This is a genomic window from Pseudomonas sp. PvP009 (genome assembly GCF_017832995.1).
In the GTDB taxonomy this organism is placed as follows: Bacteria; Pseudomonadota; Gammaproteobacteria; order Pseudomonadales; family Pseudomonadaceae; genus Aquipseudomonas; species Aquipseudomonas syringae.
This window is the reverse complement of the sequence record NZ_JAFIBG010000001.1, coordinates 4,974,129-4,994,189: the sequence shown is the minus strand read 5'-3', so window position 1 is coordinate 4,994,189 and position 20,061 is coordinate 4,974,129. Positions and strand designations below refer to the sequence as shown.

Below are 20,061 nucleotides of genomic sequence, written 5' to 3'. Positions count from 1 at the left end.
TCACTCATGCTAGATGCGCCAGCGCCTGACGGAAGGCAGGCGGCAGGCTGTCGCCGAAGCGCACACGGCCGTCGGCCTGGGTGAAGATGCCCATTTTTTCCAGCCAGGCTTCGTATTCCGGCGCAGGACGCAGGCCCAGGCTTTGCCTGGCGTACAGCGCGTCGTGGAACGAGGTGGTCTGGTAATTGAGCATGATGTCGTCGGAGCCGGGGATGCCCATGATGAAGTTGATCCCCGCGACGCCCAGCAGGGTCAGCAGGGTGTCCATGTCGTCCTGATCGGCCTCTGCGTGGTTGGTGTAGCAGATGTCACAGCCCATCGGCACGCCCAGCAGCTTGCCGCAGAAGTGATCCTCCAGACCGGCGCGGATGATCTGTTTGCCGTTGTACAGGTACTCGGGGCCGATGAAACCGACCACGGTGTTGACCAGAAACGGATTGAAATGCCGGGCGACGGCGTAGGCGCGGGTCTCGCAGGTCTGCTGGTCGACGCCATGATGCGCGTTGGCCGACAGCGCGCTGCCTTGCCCGGTCTCGAAATACATCAGGTTTTGCCCGAGGGTGCCGCGGTTCAGGCTCAGACCCGCCTCATAACCTTCCTGCAATAGCTTGAGGCTGATGCCGAAGCTGGCGTTGGCGGCTTCAGTGCCGGTGATCGACTGAAACACCAGATCGACCGGCACGCCACGGTTGATCACCTCAATGGAGGTGGTGACGTGGGTCAGCACGCAGGACTGGGTCGGGATTTCATAGCGCTGGACAATGGCGTCGAGCATTTCCAGCAGGGCGACGATGGACGAAGTGCTGTCGGTGGCCGGGTTGATGCCGATCATGGCATCGCCATTGCCGTACAGCAGACCGTCAAGCACGCTGGCGGCAATGCCGGACGGGTCGTCGGTGGGGTGATTGGGTTGCAGGCGTGTCGACAGCCGGCCGCGCAGGCCCATGGTGTTACGGAAGCGCGTGACCACGCGGATTTTCTGCGCTACCAGCACCAGATCCTGCACGCGCATGATCTTTGAAACGGCAGCGGCCATTTCCGGGGTCAGGCCGGGGGCCAGCGCGCGCAGACTGGTTTCGTCGGCCTTGTCGCTGAGCAGCCAGTCGCGAAAGCCGCCGACTGTCAGATGACTGACCGGGGCAAACGCCAGTTTGTCGTGGGTGTCGATGATCAGCCGGGTGACTTCGTCCTGTTCGTAAGGGATCAGGGCCTCTTCAAGAAAGTGCTTGAGCGGAATGTTCGCCAGCGCCATCTGCGCGGCGACTCGCTCGCCGTCATTCTGCGCCGCGACTTCGGCCAGATAATCACCGGAGCGCGCAGGACTGGCCTTGGCCATGACTTCTTTGAGGCTGTCGAAGCGGTACGTCTGCGCACCGACAGAATGGGAAAAGCTCGCCATACAGATTCTCCATGACGTCGCGCTGCTTGCGTCGGACGTAGTCTTTCGCTGAACCGGGTACGTCCCGGTTCAAACGACTGTGGGAAGCGATGCAAGCAATTAATACTCCATCCTGACCGGGAGTGCGAGTTTGCAGGCGTAAGCGGATTAGTCCAGGGCAGGATGCATCACGCCGCAGCAATAAGCCGGGGCGTGATGCACAGGGTTGGTGCGTGATGTGTTTCTTGTTACCGCGCAATAGGGCCCGGTGCTACACACAAGTCCGCTTTTGATTCTGGCCGAAGGCCGTGGGAGCGAACGTGTTCGCGAAAGGGCCAGTACATTCTCCGGGAAGGTATCGTCTGAACTACCGTCTTCGCGGACAAGTGAAGCGTCGCCCGGTCCGCTCCCAAGGGTGCGTGTTCCAACCTGAACAGGGGACCTAAATACCTAGAAGAAACCCAGCGGGTTGGTGTCGTAGCTCACCAGCAGGTTTTTGGTCTGCTGATAATGCTCAAGCGCGATTTTGTGGGTTTCGCGGCCGACGCCGGATTTCTTGTAGCCACCGAACGCGGCGTGTGCCGGGTACAGGTGGTAGCAGTTGGTCCACACGCGTCCGGCCTTGATCGCCCGGCCCACGCGGTAGGCGCGGTTGATGTCGCGGGTCCACAGGCCAGCGCCCAGACCAAATTCGGTATCGTTGGCGATGGCCACGGCTTCTGCTTCGTCCTTGAAGGTCGTGACGCTGACCACCGGGCCGAAGATCTCTTCCTGGAAAACGCGCATTTTGTTGTTGCCTTTGAGCAGCGTCGGCTGGATGTAGTAGCCGGTGGACAGGCTGCCCTCGAGCTTCTCCACTTTGCCGCCGGTCAACAGTTCGGCGCCTTCGCCCTTGGCGATGTCCAGGTACGAAAGAATCTTGTCGAATTGTTGCTCGGATGCCTGGGCGCCGACCATGGTGTCGGTGTCCAGCGGGTCGCCGCGCTTGATCTTCTCGACCTTGCGCAGCACCGCTTCCATGAACTGCGGATAGATCGACTCCTGCACCAGCGCGCGGGACGGGCAGGTGCAGACTTCGCCCTGATTGAAGAACGCCAGCACCAGGCCTTCAGCGGCCTTGTCGATGAACTCCGGCTCGGCGCTCATGATGTCTTCGAAGAAGATGTTCGGCGACTTACCGCCCAGTTCCACGGTGGACGGGATGATGTTGTCCGCCGCCAGTTTCATGATATGCGAGCCGACCGGTGTCGAGCCGGTGAAGGCAATTTTGGCGATGCGTTTGCTGCTGGCCAGCGCTTCACCCGCTTCGCGGCCATAACCCTGCACGATGTTCAGCACGCCGGGAGGCAGCAGGTCGCCGATCAGTTCGATCAGCACGCTGATGCCCAGCGGCGTCTGCTCGGCAGGTTTGAGCACGATGCAATTACCGGCAGCCAGCGCAGGGGCGAGTTTCCAGGCCGCCATCAGGATCGGGAAGTTCCACGGGATGATCTGCCCGACTACGCCCAGCGGCTCATGAATGTGATAGGCCACGGTATTGCCGTCGATTTCGGCGGCGCTGCCTTCCTGCGCACGCAGCACGCCAGCGAAGTAGCGGAAATGGTCGGCGGCCAGCGGGATATCGGCGTTGAGGGTTTCGCGGATTGCCTTGCCGTTGTCCCAGGTTTCGGTGATGGCCAGGACTTCCAGATTGGCTTCGATGCGATCGGCAATCTTCAGCAGAACCAGCGAGCGGGCCTGCACCGAGGTCGAGCCCCAGGCAGCAGCGGCGGCGTGCGCAGCGTCGAGTGCCTTGTCGATGTCTTCGGCGGTGGAGCGCGGAAATTCAGCGATGGCCTTGCCGGTGACCGGCGAGGTGTTGGTGAAATACTGGCCTTTGACCGGCGCGACGAACTCGCCGCCTATGTAGTTACCGTAGCGTTCCTTGAAGTTGACGATGGCGCCTTCGGTACCGGGATGAGCGTAACGCATGGTATGTCTCCTGGTTCTTGTTGTGAGGGAGTCTGAGTCGATTCTGCTTTCGGGTAGCTGGCAATGAGCGTTCAAGAATAGGCCATTTGCATTCGGCCGTGGCTAGGACTTTAGGCTTATCTGCCGGGCATTGAAATGGGGCGTGTGCGCAAGACGACGGACAAACTCAGGGTGCCATTTCACCGCCCCTACGTTAACCTGCGCAGATGTTCTGAGAGGTTGGTCATGCATATTCATATCCTTGGTATCTGCGGCACGTTCATGGGGTCTCTGGCGGTGCTCGCCAAAGAGTTGGGGCACCGGGTCACTGGCTCCGACGCCAATGTCTATCCACCGATGAGCACCCAGCTCCAGGCGCAGGGCATAGAGCTGACCCAAGGCTATGATCCCGTGCAACTGATCCCGGCGCCGGACCTGGTGGTGGTCGGCAACGCGCTGTCGCGTGGCAACCCGGCGGTTGAATATGTGCTCAACACAGGTTTGCCGTATGTGTCTGGCCCGCAGTGGCTGGCGGACCATGTGCTGCAAGGCCGCTGGGTACTGGCCGTGGCCGGCACACACGGCAAGACCACCACCAGCAGCATGCTGGCCTGGGTGTTGGAGCACGCGGGCATGAGCCCCGGCTTCCTGATCGGAGGCATCCCCCAGAACTTCGCCGTGTCGGCGCGTCTGGGCGAGACCCCGTTCTTTGTGGTCGAGGCCGATGAATACGACAGCGCCTTCTTCGACAAACGCTCCAAGTTCGTCCACTACCGTCCGCGGACTGCGATTCTCAACAATCTTGAGTTTGATCATGCCGACATCTTCCCCGATCTGCCGGCCATCGAACGTCAGTTTCACCATCTGTTGCGTACCATCCCCAGCGAAGGCCTGGTAATCCACCCGACTACCGAGCCGGCGTTGTCGCGGGTCATCGAGATGGGCTGCTGGACGCCGGTACAGACCACGGGCCAGAACGGTCAGTGGCAGGCACGACTGTTGAGCGAAGACGGCTCGCGTTTTGAAGTGCTGTTCGAAGGCGAGCTTCAAGGCACTGTCGAGTGGGACATGACCGGTCAGCACAACGTGGCCAACGCCTTGGCGACGCTGGCAGCCGCTCGCCATGTGGGCGTCGTGCCGTTGCTGGGCGTGCAGGCGCTCAGTGCGTTCAAGAGTGTCAAACGGCGTATGGAAAAGGTCGCCGACGTGCGCGGCATCACTATTTATGATGACTTCGCTCACCACCCAACGGCTATCGCCACCACGCTGGACGGCCTGCGCAAAAAGGTCGGTGATGCATCGATCATTGCGGTCATCGAGCCGCGCTCCAACTCGATGAAGCTTGGCGCGCATCGCGATGGCTTGCGGGAAAGCGTGAGTCAGGCGGACCAGGTGGTCTGGTATGCCCCGCCCAATCTGGGCTGGGACCTGGCGGCAACAGTCGCGGGAGGCACTGTGCCTGCGTTGGTCTGTGATTCCCTTGAGGCAATCATCGCCCAGGTCAAAAGCCAGGCGCAGCCCGGTACGCACATCGTGATCATGAGCAACGGCGGCTTTGGCGGCCTGCATGGCAAGCTGGCGGAGGCGCTTAAATGAGCGGCCCGGAGCGCGTTACGGTTGCCATGACTGGCGCTTCTGGCGCGCCATATGGCCTGCGCCTGCTGGATTGTCTGGTGCGTGAGGACCGGGAAGTACATTTCCTGATCTCCAAGGCGGCGCAATTGGTGATGGCCACCGAGACCGATGTGCGCCTGCCGCCCAAGGCGATGATGATGCAGGCGTTTCTGACGGAGTACACCGGTGCGTCTGCCGGGCAGATTCGCGTCTATGGGCGCGATGACTGGATGTCGCCAGTGGCCTCCGGCTCGGGGGCGCCCAGCGCGATGGTGGTGGTGCCGTGTTCCACCGGTTCGCTGTCGGCGATCGCCACCGGGGCCTGCAACAATCTGATCGAGCGTGCCGCTGACGTGACGCTGAAGGAGCGGCGCCAATTGATTCTGGTGCCGCGCGAAGCGCCGTACTCCAGCATTCATCTGGAACACATGCTCAAACTGTCGAACATGGGTGCAGTGATTTTGCCGGCGTCTCCCGGCTTTTATCACCAGCCGCAGACCATCGACGACCTGGTGGACTTTGTCGTCGCGCGGATCCTCAACCTGCTGAATATTCCTCAGGACATGTTGCCGCGCTGGGGTGAGCACCATATTGGCGGCGATGAATAAGCTGCTGATGGTCGCGCTTGCGCTGGCGCTGACCGGCTGCGCAACGGCTCGCACGCTCAATGCGGCCAAACCGGGCGCGCCGGTGGTGTATGCCGGTACGCGCTTGAATATGTATGCGCTGCAGGGCGGCTGCTGTGCTGCCGACCGATTCGGCGCAGAAGCTCCCAGCTACCCGGGCTTGGACCTGCCGGGCAGTGCGCTGCTCGACACCCTGCTGCTGCCACTGTCATTGCTGACGGCAGCGGGGCTAGGGGTTCAGGCTACGGGCGGGCTTTAGTGTGACGCAGATCATTCCCACGCGGAGCTGATCGTTGTATACAAATCTGCTTTTGATTCTGGCCGCAGGCCGTAGGAGCGAGTCGGGCGACGCTTCGCTTGTTCGCGAAAGGGGCGGTATGATCGCCGAAAATGTACCGTCTGAAACATCGCATTCGCGAACAAGCGAAGCGTCGCCCGGTTCTCCTACGGCCTCTGGCCAGAACCAAAATCGGACTTGTGTTTAAAGATGAGCGCGGAGCATGGCGACGATGATCTTGGCTGTGCTCCGGCGAGCATCACCTACTTGCCCAACTTGCGCAGCTCATCCGATTCGACGATTCGTTCGCCGTTCTGCTCTTCCAGCGCCAGTCGCCACAGGGCGCGGGCCAGGTGGCAGGCTTCGATGGCGCCGTATTTGCCGGGGATCAGTTTGGCGATGGGCGCCGCCAGTTGCTCGACCCAGCGGGTTTCAGGACGGCTGCCCACCAGCAGGGAAGGGCGGGCGATGGTCAGTTGCGGCCAGCCTTGCGCACGAAGCGCCAGTTCCATTTCGCCTTTGACACGGTTGTAAAAGGTACTGGACTGCGGATCTGCGCCGACTGCGCTGATCACCAGCAAGTGGCGAGCACCGAGTTCGCGGGCCCGGCTGGCGAACGCTGTGACCATGTCCAGATCAACCGCCTTGAAGGCGTCCTGCGAGCCCGCTTGTTTGATCGTGGTGCCCAGGCAGCAAAATGCGATGTCCACCCGGCCAGACAGCGTTGGCAGCAAGGTCGCCAGCTCGCCGACCGGGTTTTCCAGATGCGAGTGTTCGGCCAGCGGTTTGCGGGTCGGTGCCAGCACGCGGGTGACGGTCGGCTCGCTGAGCAGCCTGTCCAGCAAATGCTCGCCTGTCAGGCCCGTGGCTCCTGCGAGCAGGATGTGTTGCGGCGTCAGGTACATATCGTTCTCCTTGATACGGCTAAGCCTAGCGGCTACTCGAAGTCTTCGCTTCCGTGCGGTTCAACGCCGTACTCAACGCGCGTTCGGCCTGGCTCTTGCGCAACTGCTGCCAGCGCGCCAGGACTCCTTTGGGTGCCCATATCTGCGGTTCGGAGGCTTCGAAGTTGTCTTCGGTCTCACGTTGCGCAACATAGGCCTTCGCTTCGTTGAAAGCGTGTTGCAGGTCATCGGTTTCGACCAATGCCCTGGCAAATAGTGCATCGCCAAAATAAGTGAAGTCCGCTTCTTCCGAACAGCCGAACGAGACGCGGTCGGCGCGTGAGGCGGTCATGATCAGTGTGCGCTCATCTTTCAGGTCAGGAATGAATCCGCCGGAATAACAGGCTGAAATCACCACGACCTTGTCACGGTTCTTCAGCGGCGCGAGGGCCGCTGCCAACGCGTCGGCGGGCAGGTCTGCCAGCGACAGGCGCGGCTGGTCAAGCACCAGTTCGTGATCCTGAGTGCCATGGCTGGTCAGGTAAATGAACACCAGGTCTTCAGGCCCGGTGCGCTGGGCGAGTGTCTGCACCGCGCGGGTGATGGTCTCACGCGTCGCCATCGGCCGGTCATCCATGTGATCGCGATGATTGACCAGGCTGACTTGTCCGACGGCACCAAAACGCGACTTGAGCAGATTGCTCACGTAGTCCGCCTCGCGCATGAACACGCTCTGCTTGCCGTCGCCACCCACGACCAGCGTGTACAGCTCGGTGGCGGGTGTCGACGCTGGCACTGCCGCCAGTGCCTTGTCCAGCAGCGAACCCTGGACCAGCAGCCCGGCTTCAAGTGGGTCCGGCAGCAACTTGCCTTTGGCATCACGGATTCGCTCGCCGTTGGCCCAGATGCCGCGCTGCTCCTTGCCATCGGCGGAAATCAGCACGCCGTCGCCATGGTAGGTGTCATCGGCGAACTGGCCGATGTAGCGGCTGCCATCGGCCAGTAGCAACTGGCCCTGACCCATGAAGCGCCAGTTGTCGAAATCACCCTGGTAGCGGCTGCCGTCAGAGCCGATCAACTCGCCTTTGCCGGTCAGCGCGCCTTCCTTGAACTCGCCGCTCCAGACGTCGCCGTCGCTGTTTTCGTAGCGACCCTTGCCGTCCAGCTGGCTGTTGCGGAAATTGCCGACGTACTGATCGCCGTCGGTGCTGGTAAAGCTGCCGGTGCCCTGCAATTGACCGTCGATGAAATTGCCGCTGTATTGGTTGCCGCTGGCATCACTGCGCGAACCCTCACCATTGGCCTTGCCATTGGCGAACATGCCCTGATGCTGGCTGCCGTCTTCCAGTTCCAGGCGACCGGGGCCGTCGTACACGCCGGCCTTGAACTGGCCACGGTAAAGCACACCCTTGTCTTTCTGGGTACCTTCACCGTCACGCATGCCAAGTTTGAAGCTGCCGACATAACTCGCGCCAGCGCGGGTGGTCAGTCGGCCCTGGCCATTGAACAGACCTTGCTCGAAACCGCCCTTGTAGACGTCGCCGTTGCTGGAGTGCCATTCGCCCTGGCCTTGCCGCAGGCCGTTTTCGAACTGACCTGCGTACCAACTGCCGTTGGGGTAATCGATGCGCCCCTGGCCCTGCAGGACGCCGTTGACCAGATCGCCCCGATAGCGTCCGCCGTCGGGCAGGCGACCGTCGGGTGGCAAAATTGATTCGCCATCACCGCAGCCTGCGATCAAGAGTGTCAAAGCCAATGGAGCGAGCGCGCGCATGTGAGATCCCGGAAGAATGATTCAGGGGCGAGCCCGGCTCCGCTTGAGCAGATGTTATGGGTCACGACCGCAGGGGAGTATGCCGCAGCGAGTCAACGGGATGAAACAGTCTGTTACGACTGTTTCATGTTTTAAACGCTTTACACGAAACACAACGTTAAAGGTTCGGCCACAAATGCGGGTTTTTCCTGACCTTCTATCTCCAGCGTGGCCGTTGCCTTGAGCAACCACTGTCCGGTTTTTTTCTCACTCACGTCGGTCAGCTGGACCTTGAGGCGCACCCGCGAGTTAACCGTCACCGGTTGAACAAAGCGCACGCTGTCCATCCCGTAATTGACCGCCATCTTCAAGCCTTCGGGCAGTACCATGATGCCCTCCATGAGTTGGGGGATCAGCGACAACGACAGAAAGCCGTGTGCAATGGTCGCGCCGAACGGCGTCTGCGCCGCTTTGACCGGGTCGACATGGATGAATTGGAAGTCCCCTGTGGCGTCGGCGAACAGGTTGATACGCTGCTGGTCGATGGTCAGCCAGTCTGAATAGCCTGCGTCCTTGCCGATGTGTTGCTTGAGTTCTGCGACGGGTACAAAAGGCATGCTGCTCTCCTTGTCTGATGAGGGGCTATTGAGCTGCCTGCCCGCATCGGCTCATGCCTGCAGGCGAATGATCAGATCAGCAGAGGGCGGCTGGCCGGTCAAGCAACTGCGGCAATGCGAATACCCACTCATGACCTCTGGCGCAGCGTGTTTATAATGACGCCGATCGTTCGCCGGGTTCGTTTATCTGCTGGAGTCTTCATGCTGTTAAGGGGTTTGACATGGCTGGTGCTGTTCCAATTGCTGGGGACCGCACTCAACCACCTGTTTCTGTCGATTTTGCCGGGGCCGATCATCGGCCTTGTGCTGTTGATGGCCTATCTGATGTGGCGCGGTGAAGTCAGCGAGCCGATCAGCATGGCGGCCAGCAGTCTGCTGCGCTATCTGCCGTTGCTGCTGGTGCCGCCTGCGGTCGGGGTGATGGTGTACGCGTCGGCCATCGCCGAGGACTTCTGGGCGATCTTCGGCACGCTGACCCTGTCGCTGATGATTTCCATGGTCTTTGTCGGCTGGCTGATGCAGACACTGATCAGGCGTCAGGCCCGGCGCCGGGAGTTGCCATGAATCTTGACTGGCACGGTGCATGGTTGTCGGTGATTCACCACCCGCTTTTCGGCATCGCGATAACCCTGGGCGCCTATCAACTGGCGATGGCGGCCTACGAAAGAACCCGCTGGCTGTTCCTGCAGCCCGTGCTGGTCTCGATGGTGGTGGTGATCGGGATTGTGCTGTTCTGCGACCTTGAATACACCGAGTACCGCAAAAGCACCGAGATTCTGGGCACGCTGCTGGGGCCTGCAACCGTCGCGCTGGCGGTCCCGCTCTATCTGAATATGCGCCGGATCCGCCAGTTGTTCTGGCCGGTCTTGACTACGCTGGTAGTCGGCGGGGTGTTTGCCACCGGTTTGTGCGTGGGCTTCGGGGTGCTGTTTGGTGCCGACCACATGATTCTGATGACCATGGCACCCAAATCAGTGACATCGCCCATCGCCATGCTGGTCGCCGAGCAGATCGGCGGGGTTGCCGCACTGGCGGCGGTTTTTGTGTTGATTACTGGCGTATTTGGTGCAATTTTCGGCCCCGGTCTGTTGTCACTGATCGGGGTGGATAATCCTGCTGCCCGAGGCATGGCGCTGGGGCTCACCGCGCATGCGGTGGGCACATCCGTGGCATTGCAGGAGGGCGAAGAATCGGGGGCTTTTGCTGCGTTGGCAATGAGTCTGATGGGCGTTGCAACGGCATTGTTCCTGCCGCTGGCAATGTCGCTGGCCATTTAAAAGGAGGCTTTTCTATGACGCTGCCATTGTTTCCGCTGAATGCTGTGCTGTTTCCGGGGTGCGTGCTTGATCTGCAACTGTTTGAAGCCCGCTACCTGGACATGATCGGCCGCTGCATGAAGCAGGGGGAAGGGTTCGGTGTGGTGTGTATCACCGAGGGAAGTGAAATCGGCTCAGTGCCGGGCGGCTACTCGATGATCGGCTGTGAAGCGCTGGTCACGGATTTTCAGCAGCAGGAAAACGGCTTGCTGGGCATTCGTGTCGTCGGCGGGCGTCGCTTCCGGGTTGTCGCTGCTGAGGTTCAGCGCGATCAACTGCTGGTGGCCGAGGTTGAATGGCTGGAAGAGCCCGTGGAGCGCCCGCTGCAGGAGGAAGACGCCGACCTCGTGGCCCTGCTCGAAGCGCTGGCCGAGCACCCGATGGTGGCTTCCTTGAACATGGGCGTGTCTGCCGGTGGGCAATACGCGTTGTCCAACCAGCTTGCCTATCTGCTGCCGTTCACCGAAAAAGACAAAGTGGAGCTGCTGGAAATCGACGATCCCGAAGAGCGCCTCGACGCGATTCAGGAATTGCTCGATGAAATGCAGGGCGATCTGCAGGCCTGAGCCTCGCTCGACCTTTTCATTGCGCAACACGTCAGGCGGGCTTAGCGCGGTGGATACTGCTCCAGGATTTTCGCCACGGTGGTGCGCATGGCCTGATCGCGCTCGGACGGGCTGCCGGCGTTGTCGTTGAGGATGCGCTCGGTGCTGCCACGCCAGACCAGTTTGCCGTCCTTGCCGTCGAACATATCGATCTGCACGGTGCCGACCTTGTAATCGACGCTGCGGGTTTCGGTGTTCATCGGCCCGTTCCAGTAGCCATAACCACCCCAGGGGCTCCAGCCGCCGCCATAGTTGGTGCTGACCGTCTGCTGACGGTTTTCGACAATCAGCCAGGCCTGCACTTTCAAATCCGGCCTGGCACCGGCTGTTGCCATGCGCAGACCGCGCTGGTCCAGCTGCTCGCCGATCGACTGGCGAAGGCGTTGCTCGGTCAGGTCGCTCTTGAGCCTTGGATCATTGTCGGGCTGATACTGAACGGCGGGCTCTTTCCAGCTCCAGCTGCGATAGCCGCCGAAATCCCGCTGGGCATCGAAGTCGCGATTGATCGAGTTACTCTGACAGGCCGTCAGCAACAAGGCACAGGTCAGCAGAACGATACGGCGAAACATGGCAGTTCTCCGAAAGGGTTACGAAGGCGGGTAGGCCGCCAGAGCCTGTTGCACGGCCTGACGCAACGCACTGCTGCGGTCGGCCAGATTATTGCTGGCGCGCGCATCGGCGCTGGCGCTCCATACCGGCTGGCCGCTGCGCGCGTCGATCAGGTTGATCTGCACCACCATGACCTTTTCCTGGTAGGTGCGCACCACCGGCACACTGGCGTAGCCGCCATAACCGGGCCGGTATCCATCGTAGCGACCATAGCCCATGCCGCCCCCATAGTAGGGATCGTAATCTTCACGCACCTGACGCAGTCGGGTTTCCTGCCGGGTCGTGGTCGTGACGTACAGGTCTGCCGGCTGATTGCCGCGAGCCGGTCGCAAGCCACGCTGGTCCAGGCCGTTGCTCACGGCTTCGACCACCTGCGCCGAATCCACCCACGCCGTTCCGGGCGGCAGCTGGCCGTTGAGCCAGCCCCAGGATCGATAACGTCCATAGTCACGCGGCGGCGCAGGGTAGGCGCTCATGTCCAGCGTCTTTGCCGCCTGCGCAGGGGCGGGTGGCATGGGCAGAGAGCTGGCGACATACGGGTTGTCGCTCTGGCAGGCGCTGATCCCGAGCAGAGCTGTTCCAAGCAGCACGGCAAACAAGGCAGAACGGTGTTTCATAGTGGGCTCCGCAGTGATGTCAGACCGGACGGCACATCCAGTGAAGGTATCGACCCAGCCCGGCAAAGGCTGGATGACGCCGGTGCGCCAGTTCCATTTCCAGCAGATCCGTCAGCTCGGCCCGAGCCTGGAATTCAACCGGCATGTAATCGTGAAATACCCGCACCCCGCTACGGGTTTCGACTTGCCACAGGCCTTCAAGTTGCGTCGCTAGCTCCCGAGGGTCGAGCGGTTGCTGGGGCGTCAGGCTCTGTTTTTCCCCGGCCATGTCATTTTTGCGCATCTTGCGGAAGTGGCCCTTCAGCAGGTTGCGATAGATCAAGGCATCGCGGTTGTAAAACGCCAGCGACAACCAGCCATCGTCCTTGGTCAACTGGCGCAGCACCGGGAGGATGCTGTGCGGCTCGGCCAGCCACTCCAGCACCGCGTGGCACAGCACCAGATCATAAGTGTCGCTCAGTAAATCGGGCAGCGCCTGCCACGGAGCCTGAATGAAGGTTGCCGTCTGTCCGGCATCGGCGAAGCGCTGACGTGCGCCTTCGAGCATCGGCTCGGCGGGTTCAGCCAAGGTCACCTGATGACCCTGTTCGGCCAGCCACAGTGACATGTGGCCCAGCCCGGCGCCGATATCCAGTACCCGAAGCGGTCGCGCCGGCAGGGTCTCGGTCAGGTCGGCCTGCAGCACCGCCAGACGAATGGCCCCCTTGGCACCGCCATAGATCTTTTCCGCAAAGCGGGTCGCCAGCTGGTCGAAATGCCTATCACTCACTTGGCAAATCTCCGCTCGCTGTCAGCCAGCTTGTTACGCACCACCGTGTCCATGTCCAGGCCCAGTTCGCTGCACAGCAGCAACAGGTAGAGGACGATGTCGCCGACTTCCTGGCCGGCGTGCTCCAACTGGTCGGCAGGCAGCTCGCGGGACTGGTCTTCGCGCAGCCACTGGAATATTTCCACCAGCTCGGCCATCTCCACACTGGCAGCCATGGCCAGGTTTTTCGGGCTATGGAATTGCTTCCAGTCGTTCTGGTCGCGGATGCGGTGCAGGCGTTGGGTCAACTCGTCGAGGTTCATCGTGCTCTCCTGAAGACGCATAGCTTCAGGGGGAACGGGTCGCCAGGCAAGTGGGCGTTGAGGTTTGTTCAGCCGTCGATGGGAGCAGGGCTCCCGTCAGAGGTGTTCATCAGCCTGTACGTCACTCGCTGAGAGGCTGCCAGCTGCCGACCATATGCACGATGCCCTCCTGGCCTTCGACACGGAACTGGCCTTGCGAGCCAGCGGCACTGGCCGACAGCGTCACGTCTGCAGGCAGGCGTACAGGCTTCTGGAACTGCACGCTGATCTCGACATTCGAGGCCGGCAAATGCTCGCCCAGCGCCGCGAGCGTACGGGCCTTGAGCCACATGCCGTGGGCGATGGCGCGAGGGAAACCGAACAGCCTGGCGCTGGGGGCGCTGAGGTGAATCGGGTTGTAGTCGCCCGACACCTTGGCGTACTCGCGGCCTATCTGCGCCGTTGCCCGCCAGCCTTGCAGCTCGCTGAGTGGTAGTGGCGCGGCTTCGGGATAGCTCACCGGGCTGTCTTCCAGATGCACGGCGGTGCACAGCAGGGTGCTTTCTTCTTCCCACAACAGCCCCATGCCGTCTTCGGCCTGAGTGACCAGCGTGAACGTTGCACCCTTGGCGTGCGGGCGCAGATCAGTGGCCTGAACACTGATGTACAACTGGCTCACCCCGCCCAGTGGACGATGCGTACGGGTTCGATTGGCGAGGTGAATCAACCCCAGCAGCGGAAACGGAAATTCCTCGGAGGTCATCAATTGCATTTGCAACGGAAACGCCAGCACGTGCGGATAGGTCGGAGGCAGCAGGCTGCTCTCTTCGAATCCGCAGACCTTGCGGTACGCTTCAAGCTTGTAGGTATCGACCGCGATCCAGCTGCGCAAGCCCAGATCGGGTAGCTGCATCCCGGTGACCTTGCGCCTGAGCGCTGCCTGGATGAACAGGTTGGACAGGGGCTGCAGGGAATTGAGGTAGCGCCAGTGAGCCGTCATCATCCATCTCCTTGAATTCGATGCGGGTGCTTAAGCCCCGATCACGTTTTGACCACATACACGTAGAACCTGACCGCTCACCGCGCCGCTGCCTGGCTGGCTGAACCACGCCACTGCTTCGGCAACGTCCTGGGGCGAACCGCCCTGACCCAGCGAACTCATGCGCCGCCCGGCTTCACGCAGGGTGAACGGCATGTGCGCGGTCATTTTGGTTTCGATGAAGCCCGGCGCGACGGCGTTGATGCTGATGCCGCGTGACTTGAGCCCGGGGGCCATGGCCCGTGCAAAGCCGATCAGACCGGCCTTGCTGGTGGTGTAGTTGGTTTGCCCGCGGTTACCGGCGATACCGCTGATCGAGGCCATGAGCACGATCCGGGCGTTATCCTTCAAGGCTCCCGCATCGAGCAGCACCTGAGTCAGTACTTGTGGCGCATTGAGGTTGACCGCCAGTACCGAGTCCCAGAAATCTTCCGGCATGTTGACCAGCGTCTTGTCGCGCGTGATGCCGGCGTTGTGCACCAGTATGTCGACGCCATCGGGCAGGTGTTCGAGCAACTGTGCCGGGGCATCTGCAGCACAGATATCCAGTGCCAGAGCCTGACCGCCAAGCCGCGAGGCCAGTGCTTCCAGCTCGTTTTTGGTCTGCGGTACATCCAGCAGAATGACCTGCGCGCCATCACGGGTCAGCGTTTCGGCGATCGACGCACCAATGCCGCGTGCCGCGCCCGTCACCACGGCCTTGCGCCCGGCCAGCGGGCGGGTCCAGTCCTGCACCTTGCTCGGGCAGGCACTCAGGTGGACGAACTGGCCAGAGATGAACGCTGCCTTGGGCGTGAGGAAGAAGCGCAGGGCACCCTCCAGTTGATCCTGCGCGTCGTCATCCACCTGCAGCAACTTGACCGTGGCGCCGTTGCGCACTTCCTTGGCCAGTGAGCGGCTGAAACCTTCGATGGCCTGTTGAGTGCTGGCCGCCAGCGGATCAGCGAGTGTCTCGGGGGATTTGCCGAGGATGACCACATGCGCGCAGTGATCGAGGTTGCGTAGCAGCGGCTGAAAGAAATCCCGCAACTGCCTGAGCTGATCGGTGCGCAGGATCTGGCTGGCGTCGAAAACCACTGCTTTGAGGTGCGGTCCCTGGTTGGACACCCACGTCGTGGCGCCGGGCATGTCGCTGCCGAAACTGTACAGCGAGTCGGTCAGACGGCTGGCGAACTGGCGCACCTGATCGCCCAGCGGTCCTGCGCTGATCAGCAATGTCCCTTCGACGGGCCGAAGACGCCCGGCCTGCCAGCGCTCCAGGTGAGTGGGGGCGGGCAGACCGGCGGCCTTCACCAGGCGCCGACCCATGTCGGAGTTGGCGAAATCAATATAGCGATCTGACGGCATGGAACACTCTCCTGAAGTCGGGGTTCAAAGGAATGGACCACGGTGGCATGACGTTTGTTCTTGCGATCGACACGGCTCATTCATTCGCTTGAAGAAAGGGAGTTTTCCATGACGCATCCTCGTCGGGTCGCCATCGTCGGCGGTAACCGCATTCCGTTCGCGCGCTCCAATGGCCCTTATGCCACGGCCAGTAATCAGGACATGCTCACGGCTGCTCTGGAAGGGCTGATCGAGCGCTTCAATCTGCACGGGCTGCGCATGGGCGAGGTGGTGACGGGCGCGGTGCTCAAACACTCCAGAGACTTCAACCTGACCCGCGAATGCGTGCTCGGCTCGCGGCTTTCGGCACAGACCCCGGCTTACGACATTCAGCAAGCGTGCGGTACGGGGCTTGAAGCGGCGTTGCTGGTGGCCAACAAGATCGCTCTGGGGCAGATCGAGTGCGGCATTGCCGGCGGCGTGGACACCACGTCCGATGCGCCGATCGGCGTCAACGAGGGGCTGCGCAAGATCCTGCTGCAGGTAAACCGCAGCAAGACGCCCGGTGACAAACTCAAGGCCCTGATGCAGTTGCGGCCACACCACCTCAAGCCGGAGCTGCCCCGTAACGGCGAGCCACGCACGCGCTTGTCGATGGGCCAGCATTGCGAGCTGATGGCGCAGACCTGGGGCATAGAGCGCGGGCCGCAGGATCAGCTGGCGCTCGAGAGTCACCTGAAAATGGCGGCAGCCTACGCCGAGGGCTGGCAGGATGATTTGATGACGCCGTATCTTGGGCTGATCCGTGACAACAACCTGCGTCCGGACCTGACGCTTGAAAAGCTGGCCAGCCTCAAGCCCGCGTTCGAGCGCAGCGCCAAGGGCACCTTGTCGGCGGGCAATTCGACACCGCTGACCGATGGCGCGTCGGTGGTGTTGCTGGCCAGCGAGGAATGGGCTCGCGAGCGGGGCCTGCCGGTGCTGGCCTACTGGCGCGATGGCCAGGCCGCAGCGGTGGATTTCGTCAACGGTGCAGAAGGGCTACTGATGGCGCCGGTCTACGCCGTTCCGCGTCTGCTGGCCCGCAATGGCCTGACCCTTCAGGACTTCGATTACTACGAAATCCACGAAGCCTTCGCCGCGCAGGTGCTGTGCACCCTCAAGGCCTGGGAAGACGCCGACTACTGCAAGACCCGTCTGGGCCTGGACGCGCCGCTGGGGTCGATTGATCGTAGCAAACTGAACGTCAAGGGCAGCTCACTGGCTGCCGGCCACCCGTTCGCTGCGACCGGAGGCCGCATCGTCGCCAACCTGGCCAAGCTGCTGGACGCGGCAGGCAGCGGACGCGGATTGATTTCGATCTGTGCCGCAGGCGGCCAGGGCGTGACGGCGATTCTGGAGCGTTAGGCAAATGGCTGGGGTCATGGGCATAATCCACAACTGACTTACGCAGAGCATGGGCACGATCGCGGTCTACCTGACGACTATCGTTCCTCAGCGTGGGAATGCATGTCGTGACGCTCCGCGTCACACCCGTGCGCGGGATGATCGATCAGCATTATTGGCCTGTAACGTCGAGGTAAGGCATGGGGTTCATCATTGGGGTATCGGTACTTCTGATTCTGATCGGCACCGTGCTCTATCTGTTCGACAAAGGCGCGCAGACTCGTTGGCTCAGGCCGTATATCGGGCTGATGCTGATCGGTCTGCTGATCGGCGGGATGGGCTTGCTGGTGGGGTTGGTCTCCGATGAAATAGAGGTTTATTTCCTGCTGGTGGCCAAATGGGTCATCGCGGTGACCGGTATCATGTTCTGCCTGCGACTGATCGTACTGATCGCCAAGCGCTTCATCGCCAGCAATTGAGCGTGCAATCCGCCGATGTGTGACAGGACAACGTGGAAAATCATTTCAAGTTTCTGACCCTGCCCAAGACCTCGGGAGAGGTCGCCAACGTCTTCATTCACGGCTATTCGTCAGGGCATGATCTGGATGACCGACGCCTGTTGGCCAACAGCATCCCCGGCGCTTTGCGCCAGAGTGTGAACATTCTGGCGTTCTGGCCATCCAGCCATTTCACCCAGATGGACAACCGTTCCCGTGGCTTGCTGATGGCTGCTGCCCGTGTGCACCCGCTCGCGGGTGCGGCGGCGCTGGCGGGGGACCGGGTCGTTCACTTTGCGCGTATCCGCAACCGTGCCCGCGACATGGGCAAGGTGCTGTTGGCGCAGCTGGATCGCTACCTGTTCGAGCATCATCCCGACGTCAAGCAGGTCAACCTGATCGGCCATTCACTGGGCGGCCGGCTGCTGGTCAGCGCGCTCAAGGAGCTGCAGCAGCCACCCGAACACGGGCTGGTGGTGGGCGATGTATTGCTGATGGCCGCTGCCGTGCGTATCGATGCCGCCGAGGCCGAACTGCTCAAGCAGAGAATCAGCGGACGGCTGATCAATGCGTATTCCACGGAAGATCATGTGCTCTTGCTGAATCTGGGCGAGAAGAGCCTGGGGCGCACGCCGGTCGAGCACTTCGAGAATGTGCGCATGCAGGGTTATCGCCATCACCATTACTGGCAGCGCTTGCAGGAAGTATTGATTGCCACTCGCTTCAGTGGCTGTGAAGGGCTGGAAACCGGCATTACGGTGCTACCGACAATGACCCGCGACCCGGTCCTGCAGGACGTCTGGCTGCACAGCGTTCTGGCCCGCTCGCCGGACTACGTGCTGGAGGCGGCCATCAAGCATTTGCGCAGCAGCCGCTGGACGCGCCTCAAGGCCACTGAAGCGGACCGCACTTACGCCTTCGTGCGTGAATTCCAACTGGTCGCCGGGCATTTTCTGATCAATGCCGCCCGGCGTCGCGGCGTACCCTACACGCGAGTGCTGGGCATGCTGGCGAGGCAATACGGCCTGGCAGAAGCGCTGCACCAGTGCGCGACGGTAGTTGAAGTGGAGGAGCTGCTGCTCAGAACGTTCTTTCGCCATGCGTTCAACAGCGCGCACCCGCTGGTGCAGATGCCGCGTGCCAGTGTCCGCGCGATGAGCTGGGATATCTATGCCGCGCATGTCGATGCCCTGGCCGAGCGCCTGACCGTGGCGGCATTTTTCAAGACCGCCCAGCCCGACGAGGCGCCCGGCGCGGTCAAGGGCTTGCTGGGTGCAATTCGCCAGGCCCCGGTGCAACGCTTGCTGACGCACTTCGGCACTGCGCTGCGGCCGGGTTATTCCGCACTGATCCCAACGGTGGCAATCGTCTTCTACGCGCGCGTCACGCTGGATGATGACGCGCTGATGTAAGCCGTATTCACGCGGCTTGAGCTTCTTCCAGGGCAGCGGCCGAAAGCTGCTGGCGATGGCGACTGGCGTAGCTCTCGGCGATGATCGAGCACACGATCAACTGCATCGGGTGGTAGATCATGATCGGCAACAGAATCAGGCCAAGCCCCGGATTGCTGCCGAAAATCAGTGCGGCCATCGGCGCGCCCGCAGCGAGGGACTTCTTGGTGGCGCAGAACACCGCCGCGACCTTGTCGGCATGATCGAACTTGAGCACCCGCGCCGTGCGGGTCGTCATCAACAGGATCACCGCCAGCAGCAGCGCGGTGCCGATGAACGCCGTCAGGATCACGCTGTTGCCCTGGCTTTGCCACATGCCGGAGATCATCGAGTTGCAGAACGCCGCATACACCAGCAGCAGAATCACCAGCTTGTCGATCAGGTTGGTGTATTTCTTGTGGCGGGCGAAGAACTTGCCCAGCAACGGCCGCATTAACTGGCCAAGCACCAGTGGCAGCAGGAGCATGGCGCACAGGTCGAGCAGCGTATCGCCCAGATCGATCCCGCCAGCACCGGTGCCGACCACCAGGCTGACCAGCCACGGGGTGATAAAAATCCCGATGACGCTGGACATGCTGGCGTTGAGAATCGCTGCCGGGACATTGCCGCCTGCGCTGCCGGTCAGCGCCACCGAGGAGGAAATGGTCGAGGGCAGGGCGCACAGGTAAAGGAAGCCCAGCATCAGCAGCGCCGGCACCTGTGAGCCCAGCAGCTTGTTGCACGCCAGCCAGATCAGCGGGAACACCACGAACGTGAAGACCTGGATCATCACGTGCAGACGCCAGTTGGTCAGGCCTTTCTTGATCTGCTCGCTGGACAGGTTCACGCCATGCAGAAAGAACACCACGAACACGCCGACCTTGATGACGTATTCAGCGTGCATGTTGCCGCCGGTAGCGCCGAAACGCGGAAAGAAGTAGGCCAGCACCGTCGCCAGGACCATGCCCCAGAGGAACCAGTCGGTGGCGACGCGTTTGAAGTGTTTGAGTGATTGCATGCGGGGTCCGGAGAATTTTTGTAAACAGAGATGCGTGCAGGCTACTCTGTTGCTCCATAGCCGTCTTGC

21 protein-coding genes are annotated in these 20,061 nt (G+C 61.6%); 9 read left to right on the top strand and 12 right to left on the bottom strand.

Features of this window, described 5'->3' with window-relative positions; genetic code table 11:
* Positions 1-4 precede the first annotated feature (4 nt).
* Both JOE29_RS21490 and JOE29_RS21485 read right to left on the bottom strand, forming a co-directional pair.
* Positions 5-1,399: an ethanolamine ammonia-lyase subunit EutB gene (locus tag JOE29_RS21490; RefSeq protein WP_004407936.1), complete on the bottom strand. Its 1,395-nt coding sequence runs from the start codon at positions 1,397-1,399 to the stop codon at positions 5-7.
* Between the two features lie 429 nt (positions 1,400-1,828).
* Positions 1,829-3,349 carry an aldehyde dehydrogenase family protein gene (locus tag JOE29_RS21485; RefSeq protein ID WP_003422285.1) on the bottom strand — a complete coding sequence of 507 codons (1,521 nt, stop codon included), beginning with the start codon at positions 3,347-3,349 and terminating at the stop codon, positions 1,829-1,831.
* 225 nt (positions 3,350-3,574) lie between these two features.
* On the opposite strand from JOE29_RS21485, the gene mpl reads away from it, so the two are divergent.
* Genes mpl through JOE29_RS21470 form a run of 3 tightly spaced genes read left to right on the top strand, consistent with a single transcriptional unit; the run spans position 3,575 to position 5,827 of the window.
* A complete protein-coding gene (mpl, locus tag JOE29_RS21480; protein ID WP_137983789.1) occupies positions 3,575-4,924 on the top strand; it encodes a UDP-N-acetylmuramate:L-alanyl-gamma-D-glutamyl-meso-diaminopimelate ligase in 1,350 nt (449 codons plus the stop codon).
* The gene (gene ubiX / locus JOE29_RS21475) at positions 4,921-5,550 is read left to right on the top strand and encodes a flavin prenyltransferase UbiX (protein ID WP_011266526.1); all 630 of its coding nucleotides are present in this window, start codon (positions 4,921-4,923) and stop codon (positions 5,548-5,550) included. Before mpl ends, ubiX begins: the two co-directional genes overlap by 4 nt.
* Entirely contained in the window at positions 5,543-5,827 is a 285-nt protein-coding gene (locus JOE29_RS21470; protein ID WP_032697789.1) for a YceK/YidQ family lipoprotein, read from the top strand. Before ubiX ends, JOE29_RS21470 begins: the two co-directional genes overlap by 8 nt.
* A gap of 281 nt (positions 5,828-6,108) precedes the next feature.
* On the opposite strand, the gene JOE29_RS21465 is transcribed toward JOE29_RS21470, so the two are convergent.
* The 3 genes from JOE29_RS21465 to JOE29_RS21455 form a co-directional block, all read right to left on the bottom strand.
* Positions 6,109-6,750: an NAD(P)H-binding protein gene (locus JOE29_RS21465; protein ID WP_016567093.1), complete on the bottom strand. Its 642-nt coding sequence runs from the start codon at positions 6,748-6,750 to the stop codon at positions 6,109-6,111.
* A 25-nt stretch (positions 6,751-6,775) separates the two neighbouring features.
* Positions 6,776-8,503, bottom strand: coding sequence for a C13 family peptidase (locus JOE29_RS21460; protein WP_004394027.1), 1,728 nt, complete (start codon positions 8,501-8,503; stop codon positions 6,776-6,778).
* Positions 8,504-8,643: 140 nt separating this feature from the next.
* Positions 8,644-9,099: a MaoC family dehydratase gene (locus JOE29_RS21455; protein WP_074955203.1), complete on the bottom strand. Its 456-nt coding sequence runs from the start codon at positions 9,097-9,099 to the stop codon at positions 8,644-8,646.
* Positions 9,100-9,300: 201 nt separating this feature from the next.
* On the opposite strand from JOE29_RS21455, the gene JOE29_RS21450 reads away from it, so the two are divergent.
* Genes JOE29_RS21450 through JOE29_RS21440 form a run of 3 tightly spaced genes read left to right on the top strand, consistent with a single transcriptional unit; the run spans position 9,301 to position 10,981 of the window.
* Positions 9,301-9,663 carry a CidA/LrgA family protein gene (locus JOE29_RS21450; RefSeq protein WP_210079845.1) on the top strand — a complete coding sequence of 121 codons (363 nt, stop codon included), beginning with the start codon at positions 9,301-9,303 and terminating at the stop codon, positions 9,661-9,663.
* Positions 9,660-10,376, top strand: coding sequence for an LrgB family protein (locus JOE29_RS21445; RefSeq protein ID WP_100072762.1), 717 nt, complete (start codon positions 9,660-9,662; stop codon positions 10,374-10,376). The genes JOE29_RS21450 and JOE29_RS21445 overlap by 4 nt, the downstream gene beginning before the upstream one ends.
* A 14-nt stretch (positions 10,377-10,390) precedes the next feature.
* Entirely contained in the window at positions 10,391-10,981 is a 591-nt protein-coding gene (locus JOE29_RS21440; protein ID WP_044313632.1) for an LON peptidase substrate-binding domain-containing protein, read from the top strand.
* A gap of 41 nt (positions 10,982-11,022) precedes the next feature.
* Here JOE29_RS21440 and JOE29_RS21435 read toward each other — a convergent pair whose 3' ends face one another.
* The 6 genes from JOE29_RS21435 to JOE29_RS21410 form a co-directional block, all read right to left on the bottom strand.
* Entirely contained in the window at positions 11,023-11,589 is a 567-nt protein-coding gene (locus JOE29_RS21435; protein WP_024648581.1) for a DUF4136 domain-containing protein, read from the bottom strand.
* Positions 11,590-11,607: 18 nt separating this feature from the next.
* Positions 11,608-12,246: a DUF4136 domain-containing protein gene (locus JOE29_RS21430; RefSeq protein WP_003393446.1), complete on the bottom strand. Its 639-nt coding sequence runs from the start codon at positions 12,244-12,246 to the stop codon at positions 11,608-11,610.
* A 19-nt stretch (positions 12,247-12,265) separates the two neighbouring features.
* On the bottom strand, positions 12,266-13,015 hold the full coding sequence (locus JOE29_RS21425; protein ID WP_003318664.1) for a methyltransferase domain-containing protein: 750 nt from the start codon (positions 13,013-13,015) through the stop codon (positions 12,266-12,268).
* On the bottom strand, positions 13,012-13,317 hold the full coding sequence (locus tag JOE29_RS21420) for a MazG-like family protein (RefSeq protein ID WP_003318663.1): 306 nt from the start codon (positions 13,315-13,317) through the stop codon (positions 13,012-13,014). The genes JOE29_RS21425 and JOE29_RS21420 overlap by 4 nt, the downstream gene beginning before the upstream one ends.
* Before the next feature lie 121 nt (positions 13,318-13,438).
* On the bottom strand, positions 13,439-14,296 hold the full coding sequence (locus JOE29_RS21415; protein WP_210080029.1) for a MaoC/PaaZ C-terminal domain-containing protein: 858 nt from the start codon (positions 14,294-14,296) through the stop codon (positions 13,439-13,441).
* A 30-nt stretch (positions 14,297-14,326) separates the two neighbouring features.
* Positions 14,327-15,682, bottom strand: coding sequence for a 3-oxoacyl-ACP reductase (locus JOE29_RS21410; protein ID WP_044313635.1), 1,356 nt, complete (start codon positions 15,680-15,682; stop codon positions 14,327-14,329).
* 108 nt (positions 15,683-15,790) lie between these two features.
* On the opposite strand from JOE29_RS21410, the gene JOE29_RS21405 reads away from it, so the two are divergent.
* The 3 genes from JOE29_RS21405 (at position 15,791) to JOE29_RS21395 (ending at position 18,956) form a co-directional block, all read left to right on the top strand.
* Positions 15,791-17,068, top strand: coding sequence for an acetyl-CoA C-acetyltransferase (locus tag JOE29_RS21405; protein WP_210079844.1), 1,278 nt, complete (start codon positions 15,791-15,793; stop codon positions 17,066-17,068).
* 179 nt (positions 17,069-17,247) lie between these two features.
* Positions 17,248-17,526, top strand: coding sequence for a hypothetical protein (locus tag JOE29_RS21400; RefSeq protein ID WP_004414921.1), 279 nt, complete (start codon positions 17,248-17,250; stop codon positions 17,524-17,526).
* Between the two features lie 32 nt (positions 17,527-17,558).
* Positions 17,559-18,956: a DUF726 domain-containing protein gene (locus JOE29_RS21395; protein ID WP_103694316.1), complete on the top strand. Its 1,398-nt coding sequence runs from the start codon at positions 17,559-17,561 to the stop codon at positions 18,954-18,956.
* 7 nt (positions 18,957-18,963) lie between these two features.
* Here the strand turns inward: JOE29_RS21395 and JOE29_RS21390 are convergent, their stop codons facing one another.
* Positions 18,964-19,992 (bottom strand): bile acid:sodium symporter family protein, encoded by a 1,029-nt coding sequence (locus JOE29_RS21390; RefSeq protein WP_004414924.1) that lies wholly within the window; start codon positions 19,990-19,992, stop codon positions 18,964-18,966.
* Between the last annotated feature and the right edge of the window lie 69 nt (positions 19,993-20,061).